Annotated in this window: 9 protein-coding genes; all 9 read right to left on the reverse strand. The window is 67.5% G+C overall.

Annotation, left to right across the window (positions count from 1 at the left end):
- Positions 1-340: 340 nt before the first annotated feature.
- Complete coding sequence (locus AC07OZ_RS29410) at positions 341-1,849, reverse strand: tripartite tricarboxylate transporter permease (protein WP_495470565.1); 1,509 nt, start codon at positions 1,847-1,849, stop codon at positions 341-343.
- A 10-nt stretch (positions 1,850-1,859) separates the two neighbouring features.
- The gene (locus AC07OZ_RS29415) at positions 1,860-2,327 is read right to left on the reverse strand and encodes a tripartite tricarboxylate transporter TctB family protein (RefSeq protein ID WP_495470566.1); all 468 of its coding nucleotides are present in this window, start codon (positions 2,325-2,327) and stop codon (positions 1,860-1,862) included.
- A 213-nt stretch (positions 2,328-2,540) separates the two neighbouring features.
- Entirely contained in the window at positions 2,541-4,439 is a 1,899-nt protein-coding gene (tfpB, locus tag AC07OZ_RS29420) for a type IV pilus assembly ATPase TfpB (protein WP_495470567.1), read from the reverse strand.
- Between the two features lie 2 nt (positions 4,440-4,441).
- Complete coding sequence (locus AC07OZ_RS29425) at positions 4,442-5,284, reverse strand: spermine/spermidine synthase domain-containing protein (protein WP_495470568.1); 843 nt, start codon at positions 5,282-5,284, stop codon at positions 4,442-4,444.
- A 40-nt stretch (positions 5,285-5,324) separates the two neighbouring features.
- Positions 5,325-5,870, reverse strand: a complete 546-nt coding sequence (locus tag AC07OZ_RS29430) for a DNA-deoxyinosine glycosylase (protein ID WP_495470569.1) — start codon at positions 5,868-5,870, stop codon at positions 5,325-5,327.
- A complete protein-coding gene (locus AC07OZ_RS29435; protein ID WP_495470570.1) occupies positions 5,863-6,696 on the reverse strand; it encodes a TatD family hydrolase in 834 nt (277 codons plus the stop codon). The genes AC07OZ_RS29430 and AC07OZ_RS29435 overlap by 8 nt, the downstream gene beginning before the upstream one ends.
- Positions 6,697-6,753: 57 nt before the next feature.
- Positions 6,754-7,644, reverse strand: coding sequence for a formyltetrahydrofolate deformylase (gene purU, locus AC07OZ_RS29440; RefSeq protein WP_495470571.1), 891 nt, complete (start codon positions 7,642-7,644; stop codon positions 6,754-6,756).
- Positions 7,645-7,736: 92 nt separating this feature from the next.
- Positions 7,737-8,471: an ABC transporter ATP-binding protein gene (locus AC07OZ_RS29445; protein ID WP_495470572.1), complete on the reverse strand. Its 735-nt coding sequence runs from the start codon at positions 8,469-8,471 to the stop codon at positions 7,737-7,739.
- Positions 8,464-9,732: a lipoprotein-releasing ABC transporter permease subunit gene (locus AC07OZ_RS29450; RefSeq protein ID WP_495470573.1), complete on the reverse strand. Its 1,269-nt coding sequence runs from the start codon at positions 9,730-9,732 to the stop codon at positions 8,464-8,466. The genes AC07OZ_RS29445 and AC07OZ_RS29450 overlap by 8 nt, the downstream gene beginning before the upstream one ends.
- Between the last annotated feature and the right edge of the window lie 193 nt (positions 9,733-9,925).

Raw genomic sequence — 9,925 nt, forward strand, 5'->3', positions numbered from 1 at the left:
TTTCTTTCGAATCCGTCAAGCAGTCAGAGAAATTATTTTCATCGTCGACTGCGAGAATCTCGCCGCCAAATGAAAACCGGGTCAAGCCCGGTTAGTCATTCGACATCTCCGACAGTTCCTTCGGAGACCGCCGCAAGACAGATGTCTGTGCAGCGAAGACAGCGACTGTAGCACGCTCTTCGAGGGGCTCGCAAGAACCACAAAGGAAAGTTGTTGACAGTTGGCCGCGTCTCGCACGAAGCATCGCTAAGCCCTTGTTTCATCGAGAGGCGCCTCGCTACTCAGAAAGAAAAAGACCCGCCGAGGCGGGTCTTCGAAGAGACGCGAGCCAGAAATCTCGTCAATCCGCGTCCTGGAACGCTTCCTCGCGCTTGTTCTTGATGGACGGCAGCATCACCACGACCACCATCAGCGCAGCGGCGATCAACAGGCCGGCGGACAGCGGCCGGGACAGGAAAGTGCTCCAGTCGCCACGCGACAGCAGCAACGCGCGACGCAGGTTCTCTTCCATCATTGGTCCGAGAATGAAACCCAGCAGCAGCGGCGCCGGCTCACAACTCAGCTTGTAGAAGAGATAGCCGATCACCGCGAACGCCGCCGTCATGAACACGTCGAAGTTGTTGTTGTTCAGCGTGTAGGTACCGATGCAGCAGAACACCACGATCGCCGGGAACAGGAAGCGATAAGGCACCGTCAGCAGCTTGATCCAGATGCCGATCAGCGGCAGGTTCAGGATCACCAGCATCAGGTTGCCGACCCACATCGAGGCGATCAGCCCCCAGAACAGTTCCGGGTTGCTGGTCATCACCTGCGGACCGGGCTGGATGCCCTTGATCGTCATCGCCCCGACCATCAGCGCCATCACCGCGTTGGGCGGGATGCCGAGCGTCAGCATCGGGATGAAGGAGGTCTGAGCACCGGCGTTGTTGGCCGACTCGGGACCCGCGACACCCTGGATGGCGCCCTTGCCGAACTTCTCCGGATGCTTGGAGATCTTCTTCTCCAGCGTGTAGGCCGCGAACGACGCGAGCAGCGCACCGCCACCGGGCAGCACGCCGAGCACCGAACCCAGCGCCGTGCCGCGCACCACCGCCGGCCAGGCGTCATGGAAGTCCTGCTTGGTCGGCCACAGGCCCTTCACGCTCTTGGTGAAGACCTCGCGATGCTCGGCCGGCTGGCCGAGGTTCGCGATGATCTCGCCGAAGCCGAAGATACCCATCGCGATCACGACGAAGTTGATGCCATCAGTCAACTCGGGCACGTCGAACGAGAACCGTGGCGTCCCCGAGATCACGTCGGTGTTGACCTGTCCGAGCAGCAGCCCCAGCAGGATCATCGAGATCGCCTTGACCAGCGAGCCCGACGCCAGCACCACCGCGCCGATCAGGCCCAGCACCATCAGCGAGAAGTACTCGGCGGGGCCGAACTTGAAGGCCAGCTCGGTCAGCGGCGGCGCGAAGGCCGCGATGATGATCGTGCCGACGCAGCCGGCGAAGAACGAGCCCAGGCCCGCAGCCGCCAGCGCAGCACCGGCACGACCCTGCCGGGCCATCTGGTAGCCGTCGATCGCGGTCACGACCGACGAGGACTCGCCGGGCACGTTGATCAGGATGGCCGTGGTCGAACCGCCGTACTGCGCGCCGTAATAGATGCCGGCGAGCATGATCAGCGCCGGCGTCGCATCCAGCGAGTAGATCGACGGCAGCAGCATCGCGATCGTCGCGACGGGGCCCAGGCCCGGCAGCACGCCGATCAGGGTGCCGAGCACCGCGCCGCCGAAGGCGTACAGGAGGTTCTCCGGCGTGAACGCCGTGCCGAACCCCATCATCAGGTTGTTGATCAGATCCATGCGTGACTCCTCAGCCGCCCAGGAAGGTTGGCCAGATGGGGATCACGAGATTCAGACCCCAGATGAAGATCGCGTAACTGCCCGCGGTCAGGACCACGCTGCTCAGCAACGCGTCGCGCCAGCGGAACTCGTCGCTGGCGAGCGAGGAGATGGTGATCAGCAGTGGCAGCGTGATGATCATGCCCAGCCGCGGCAGGGCGAAGCCGAACACCACGATCGCGGCGACGACGATCACCAGCGGCTTCCAGGCGAAGGCGCCGACAGGCTGGCCGCCCTCCGACTCGATCGTCAGTGCCTTGAACAGCACGACCGCGCCCAGCACGGCGAGCAGCACGCCCAGCCCGAAGGGGAAATAACCAGGCCCGGGGCGGGCCGAGGAGCCAAAGCTGTAGTTCACTGCCGAGCCCCACGCGAACGCGACGCCAACGACCACGAACATCAGCCCTGACCAGAAGTCGCGTTGACTCTTGATCTTCATCGAGGGAACCTCTATCGGCTTGAATTGGCGCGATTCTAGGAATCGGGTTCCGCTCGGGGTCTGTGGTTATCACGTAAGGGGAGACGCCGCGCATCGCACGGGGCGTATGGCGATCTTCACGCAGCCCGTGGGCACGGGCTCCGCCTCCTGTCTGCGCGGGCTTACCCGCCCCCACGAGCCTGGGGGGCGGCAGACGGATGGATCCGGCGCTGCTCAGGTTTCCCAGGTCGGGGTGCTGCGCAGCACCTCATCCATCGTCGTGAGCCCTTCGGCCACCTTCATCGCACCGCCCAGACGCAGGGGGCGCAGGCCTTCCTGCACCGCCTGGCGGCGCAGCGCCGTCATGTCCGTATTGGGATGCAGATGCTTGCGAATGCTGTCCGTCAGCAGCAGCAGTTCATACAGCCCCGCGCGCCCCCGGAAACCGGTGTTGCGGCAATCGAGGCAGCCCACCGGCCGATAGGGCTTGACGCCGCCGTTCAGGCGCCACGGCTTGAGCATCTCGTTGAGCGAGTCGCGCGTGACGTCCGGATCCGGCTCCTTGCAGTTCGGGCACAGCGTGCGCACGAGCCGCTGTGCCAGCACGCCGATCACGGTGGCATCGATCAGATAGTTGGGCACGCCCAGGTCCACCATCCGGGTGATCGCGGAGGCCGAATCGTTCGTGTGCAGCGTCGAGAACACCAGGTGACCGGTCAACGACGCCTGGATCGCCATCTCGGCGGTCTCCAGGTCGCGGATTTCGCCCACCATGATGATGTCCGGGTCCTGCCGCATCAGCGCGCGCAGGCCCTCGGCGAAATTGAAGTCGATGGCCGGCTGCACCTGCGACTGGTTGAACGAGGGCTCGATCATCTCGATCGGGTCCTCGACGGTGCAGACATTGACCTCGTCGGTCGCCAGACGCTTGAGCGTCGAGTAGAGCGTCGAGGTCTTGCCGCTGCCGGTCGGTCCGGTCACGAGGATGATCCCGTGCGGACGCGCCGTCAGGCGGTTCCACCGCTCGGCGTCGTGGTTCGAGAAGCCCAGCTGCGACAGGTCCTTGACGGCGGTGTCGGGATCGAAGATCCGCATCACCATCTTCTCGCCGAAGGCGGTCGGCAGCGTCGAGAGGCGCATTTCCACCTCTTCGCCGGCCGGATTGCGCGTCTTGATGCGGCCGTCGAGCGGGCGGCGCTTCTCGACCACGTCCATGCGCCCCAGCAGCTTGATGCGCGCGGTCATCGCGCCCATCACCGTGGGCGGCAGTTGGTAGACCGTGTGCAGCACGCCGTCGATGCGGAAACGGATGACGCCCATCTCGCGGCGCGGCTCCAGGTGGATGTCGCTGGCACGCTGGTCGAAGGCGTACTGCCAGAGCCAGTCCACGACCTGCACAACGCCCTGGTCGTTGGCGTCGAGCTGGCGATTGCTGCGACCGAGTTCGACGAGCTGCTCGAAGCTCGCCTGCTGGCTCGACTCACCGGATTTCGTCGCCGCGCGCACCGACCGTGCCAGCGTGAAGAACTCGGTCGTGAACCGCGCGATCTCCTGCGGATTCGCCAGCGCGAGCTTCACGCGCTTGCGGGTGTGCGCCTCGATCTGCGGCACCCAGCCGGTGTCGTGCGGCTCGGCGACCGCGATGGTCACCTCGGTCAGGCCGACCTGGATCGGCAGGCAGCGACGCGCCTCGGCATAGCTGGCGGACATCACATCGGCGACGCGGCCGACGTCGACCTTGAGCGGATCGATCCGGACATAGGGCAGCTTCAACCGGCCCGCGAGCCATTCAGTCAGCGACTCGGTATCCAGCGCGCGGCCATCCGCAACGCGCACCAGTCCCGCGGCGCCCAGCCGGGTGAGCGGATGCTGGGCGCTCTGGCTGGTGCCGAAGCGGGCTTCGGTGCGCTGGACCTGCTCCTGGTCGACGACGCCGTCCTCGGCGAGCCAGTGCAGCAGCTGGCGCCAGTCGAGGCGCGCGCCGCCGCCCTCGGCGGCCTTGGGCTTGGCGGGCGCGGTGGGCGATGCCTGGACTGGCGCAGCCGTCCTGGGTGGAGACACGGGAGCGGAAGCGGCCGCAGAAGCGGCAGCGCCGCTCTTGTCCTTGGGGGGCGTCGACGTGTTGTGTTTCATGGTCAATCGTCGGAGTCGACGGCCGCGGCCGCGTGGAGCTGGTGGATGACGTTCATCGGCAGGGGCCGGACGAGCTTGAGCCACTTGGTGGCCGGCAGGTCGTGACGGGCCTCGATATGGGCGGCGCGCTGCTCGAGCACCTCACGCTCCGGCACCGCGACGCCGCGCCCGGCGACGACGATGGTATTGCCCTCGCGGGTCGGCGTCAGGTGCCAGACCTGGTCGGAGCCGAACACCTTCGCGATCCGCGCCGCGCTGCGGGTGAAGCTGGCACTGCGGCCGAACAGGTTGACCGTCATCAGCCCGCCGTCGGCGAGCACGCGATGGCAGTCGGCGTAGAAGGCCTCGTCGTCGAGGACGGGCGCCGCCGCCTCGTGGTCGTAGAGGTCGACGTTGAGCACCTGCGCAGTGCCCCAGTTCGCCGCGTCGGCGACCCACGCGCCGGCGTCCTCGTTGACCACGCGCAGCCGGTCATCGTCGTCGGGCAGGTGGAACCAGTGCCGGTTGGCGCTGATGACGGTCGGATTGATCTCGACCGCCGTGGTCTTCATCTTCAGCTGCTTGCGACAGAAGCGCGTCAGCGCGCCGGCCCCCAGGCCGAGCTGCACCGCCAGCCCCTGCGTCATCTCGCGGGCGTCGCGCCACAGCATCCAGGCCATCATGCGCTGGACGTACTCCAGCTCGAGCTTCTCGGGCTTCTTGAGCCGCATGGCGCCCTGCACCCAGATCGAATCGAGGTGGAGGAAGCGCACGCCGTCGAATTCGCTCAGCGTGGCTCCGACCCATTCGGCGGAGTCCGCCGCTCTGCCGCCCTTGTTGTTCTTCGAGTCCCGTTGTTTGCTCACGGCTGTCGTTCCCATGCCGGGTCCGCGGGGCCCGGTCTCGTCACCTGTCGTTCGAAGGCCCGGCGAGCTCTCGCCAGGCGCGAAGCTTGTCATCGTAGGGCATCGTGTAGGCGGGGCTGGAGCTGGGCAGCCCCAGGACACGGTAACGGGCTGCAAGAGGTCCGAGCTGCTTCAGTCCGAATCGCAACGCCGTGCCGCCGTTGAAGCCGATCGTGCGCAGCGCCGGCAACTGCTGGATCAGACGGCCCAGGTCGCTGGCGAACGGATTGCGGATGGCGCTGTCGAGGCTGCCTTCGCGCTCGGTCTCGGTGATCACGTCCCAGAGCGCGACGCGGTGGGCGCGCAGCGAGGCGAGCCGCTCGGGATAGCCCATCGCGACCAGGTCCACGCCGAAGACCGCGCCGACCAGCCGCCAGAACTGGTTGCGAGGATGGCCGTAGTACTGCTGCGCCTGGAGCGACGCGACGCCGGGGAAGCTGCCCAGCAGCAGCCACTCGGCGTCCGGCGCGTGGACGGGCGCGAGTCCCTGCCAGCGGGCGGGTTCGGCCGACCCAACCGATCCAGTCGAGTCGAGCGCGTCAGCCATGCGCGCGGGCGGCATCCAACAGACCGAGTCGCGGCAATGCAGCGCGCGCATTGCGGCCAGTGATCGCAGCCGTCTCCTGCGGCGTCCAGCCGCGCAGCCCGCCGAGCACCTCGCCGATGCGCGGCAACTCTCCGGGTTCATTGCGCGAGGTGGCACCGGCGGCGCGCTCCTCGGCCGTGCGGTACAGCCAGTGCGGCGGAATGTCGGGTGCATCCGTCTCGAGGACCAGCGCCTCCGCGGGGAGCTCAGCGGCGAGCCGCCGGATCTGCAGCGAGCGGTCGAAGGTCAGCGTGCCGCCGAAGCCGAGCTTGAAGCCGAGCTCGATGAAGGCGTCGGCCTGCTGCCGGCTGCCATTGAACGCGTGACCGATGCCGCCGGTCTGCACGCCGATGCGGCGCAGACCGCCCAGCAACTGGTCCGCGCTGCGACGCACATGGAGGATCACCGGCAGCCCATGCCGCTTCGCGAGCTTGAGCTGCTCGACGTAGAAGTGCTGCTGCGTCGCCGCGTCGAGGTCCTTGACGAAGAAGTCCAGCCCGATCTCGCCGATGCCGACCAGGCGCGGGTCGTCGCGGCACTCGTCCAGCATCCGATCGAGGCGCCCGAGGTCCTCGTCCCGCGCATGCATCACGTACAGCGGATGGATGCCCAGCGCATAGCTGAAGCCGTGCGCATGGGCGAGCGCCCTCACCTGCTCGAAGTTCCCCGCGACCACCGCCGGGATCACGATCTGCGACACGCCCGCCGCCACGGCGCGCGCGACGACGGTTTCGCGATCGGCGTCGAACTCCGAGGCATCGAGGTGGCAGTGCGTGTCAGTCCACATGGCGACCGCTGGGGAGTGTGAGCTGGATGCGGGAACGTCGACGGCCAGCCGTCGCGCTCAGCGGAAGACGACCGTGCGATGACCGTTGAGCAGGACGCGGTGCTCCGCATGCCACTGGATCGCACGCGCGAGCGTCACGCACTCGACGTCGCGACCGATCGCCACGAGCTGGTCGGGCGTCATCGAATGATCGATGCGGGCGACGTCCTGCTCGACGATCGGCCCCTCGTCGAGGTCCGAGGTCACGTAATGCGCGGTCGCGCCGATCAGCTTGACGCCGCGCTCATGTGCCTGGTGATACGGCCGCGCGCCCTTGAAGCTCGGCAGGAAACTGTGATGGATGTTGATCGCGCGCCCCTCCAGGAAGCGGCACAGCTCCGGCGACAGGATCTGCATGTAGCGCGCCAGCACGACGAGGTCGATCTGCTGCTCCTCGATCAGCTCGCGGATCTTGCGTTCCTGCGCCTGCTTCTGCTCCTCGCTTGCCTGCAACAGCGGCAGGTGGTGGAACGGGATGTCGTGCGACGCAGCCAGCTGATAGAAGTCGCGGTGGTTCGAGACGATGGCCGGGATCTCGATCGCCAGATGGCCGGTCTGCACCCGGAACAGCAGGTCGTTCAGGCAGTGGCCGAGTTTGGACACCAGCAGCAGCACGCGTGTCTTGCGCTGCGCATCGACCAGTTCCCAATCCATGGCCAGACGCGCGGCCAGCGGCGCGAACGCGTCCCGCAGGACGGCCGCCGGACGGGCCTCGGCGCACTCGAACTCGATGCGCATGAAGAAGCGGCGGTGATCCGCGTCGCCGTGCTGGGCCGAGGTCAGGATGTTGGCCCCCTGCTCCAGCAGGACGCCGGTCACGGCGTGGACGATGCCGGCCTGGTCGGGACAGCTGAGCTTCAGGATGAAGCGGGTGGACGGGGATTCCGGGGAAGGCTTCGAGGCGGTCATGATGCCGCGCATCGTAATCCAGCGTTCATGCCGGGTCGGGCCGGGCACGGGCGGAACGACCGCCCGCGGCCTCGCGATCGGGCAACCCAGCCTCAGGCCGTGAGCGGCTGCAGCGCCCCGCCGACCAGCCGGCGCTGATGCTCGCAACGGGCCGCCAGATCCTGGTCGTGCGTCACCATGACGAAGGCGGTGCCCAGTTCACGGGCCATCTCCAGCATCAGGTCGAAGACCGTCGCGGCCGTCGAGCGGTCGAGGTTGCCGGTCGGCTCGTCGGCGAGCACGCAGGCCGGGCCGGTGACCAGCGCGCGGGCAATCGCCACGCGCTGGCGCTCGCCGCCGGACAGCTCGCCCGGACGATGCAGCACGCGCGGGCCGAGACCCACGCGCGCAAGCACCTTCTCGGCCTGAGCGCGCGCCTGCTCCTGCGGGACGCGACGGATGCGCAGCGGCATCGCGACGTTGTCCAGCGCGCTGAATTCCGGCAGCAGATGGTGGAACTGGTAGATGAACCCGAGGTGCTGGTTGCGCCAGTCGCCGCGGGCCTTCTCGCCGAGCGAGCCGAGGTCGCGCCCCATCAGCTCGACGCGGCCGGCGGAGGGCTTGTCCAGGCCGCCGAGCAGATGCAGCAGCGTGCTCTTGCCCGAGCCCGAGGCCCCGAGCACGGCCAGCGTCTCGCCGGACTTCACGCTGACGTCGAGGTTGTGGAAGACCTGCACGTCCAGCGGCCCTTCGACGAAGCGCTTGCCCAGGCCCTGTCCTTGCAGCACCACCTGTCCGGCGGGAATGCGGGCTCCCGCCGGCGTTGCGTTCTTCATGGCGTCATTCATAACGCAGCGCCTCCGCGGGCTGGACGCGGCTGGCGCGCCAGCTCGGATAGACCGTCGCGACGAACGCCAGGATCAGCGAGGTCACGGTGATGGGCACGATGTCGGACCACTGCGGGTCGCTCGGCATGTGGCTGATGACGTAGATGCTGGCCGGCAGGAAGGTCGTGTGCAGCAGCCTCTCGATGGTGGGCACGATCACGTCGAGGTTGTGCGCGACGACCAGTCCCAGGCCGAGTCCGCCCAGCGTGCCGATCACGCCGGCCAGCGCGCCCTGGATCATGAACACGCCCATGATCGAGCGCGGGCTGGCGCCCAGCGTGCGCAGGATCGCGATGTCGGCCTGCTTGTCGGTCACGGTCATAACCAGCGTCGACACCAGGTTGAACGCGGCGACCGCAACGATCAGCGTCAGGATGATGCCCATCATCCGCTTCTCGACCTGGACCGCGTCGTACCAGTTGGCGTTGGTGCGGGTCCAGTCGCGGACGTAGATCGCCTGCCCCGCCTGCAGCAGGTCGCGCTGCAATTGCGCGCCGACCTGGCGGGCCAGTTGCACGTCACGCAATTTCAACTGGACGCCGCTCGGCGTGCCGGTGCGGAACAGCTTCGCGGCGTCGCCCACATGGATGAGCGCCAGGCCGCTGTCGTACTCGTAGTGGCCAGCCTCGAAGACGCCGACCAGCGTGAACTGCCGCAAGGTCGGCTGCACGCCCAGCGGCGTCACCTGCCCCGACGGGATCGCCAGCGTGATCTTGTCGCCGCGCTGCACGCCCAGTTGCCGCGCAAGCTCGACGCCCAGGATGATGTTCCATTGCCCCGGCTGCAGGCGCGCCAGCAGGCCGTCCTTCGCCAGCTTCTCGGCGATCGGCGTCACCGTCGGCTCCAGCGCCGGATCAATACCGCGCACGATCGTGCCGCGCATGTCGGAACCCCGCGCGATCAGCGCCTGGCCCGACACGAACGGCGCGGCGGCAGCGACTTCAGGATTCTTCTTCGCCTGCTCCGCCACCGCGCGCCAGTCCGGCAGCCCTTCGCCCGTGTCGTTCAGCAGCTCCACGTGCGCGATCACGGACAGCATGCGCTCGCGGACCTCCTTCTGGAAGCCGTTCATCACCGACAAGACGATGATCAACGCGGCAACACCCAGCGCGATGCCGAACATCGACACGCCAGAGATGAAGGAGATGAAGCGGTTGCGGCGCCCTCCACGCCCGGCTCGCGTGTAACGCCAGCCGATCTGCAACTCATAGGGCCAATTCATAGGGGGTGGATGCTAACCGCTCGCCCTCCCCTCGCCGCTTAGGGCTGGCTGATGAGCGACGAACGCCGGGGCGGGCCCCAGGCCGCTGTCGCATCTCGCTCGGGCGCCAACTCGCACCGCTCACCTGCGGTTCGCTCTGCTTGTATGGTTGAAGCGCCGGCCCAACGGGGCTTCAATGGTGGGGTTGCTGGGG

It is taken from the genome of Roseateles sp. GW821-FHT09G03, from assembly GCF_059416045.1.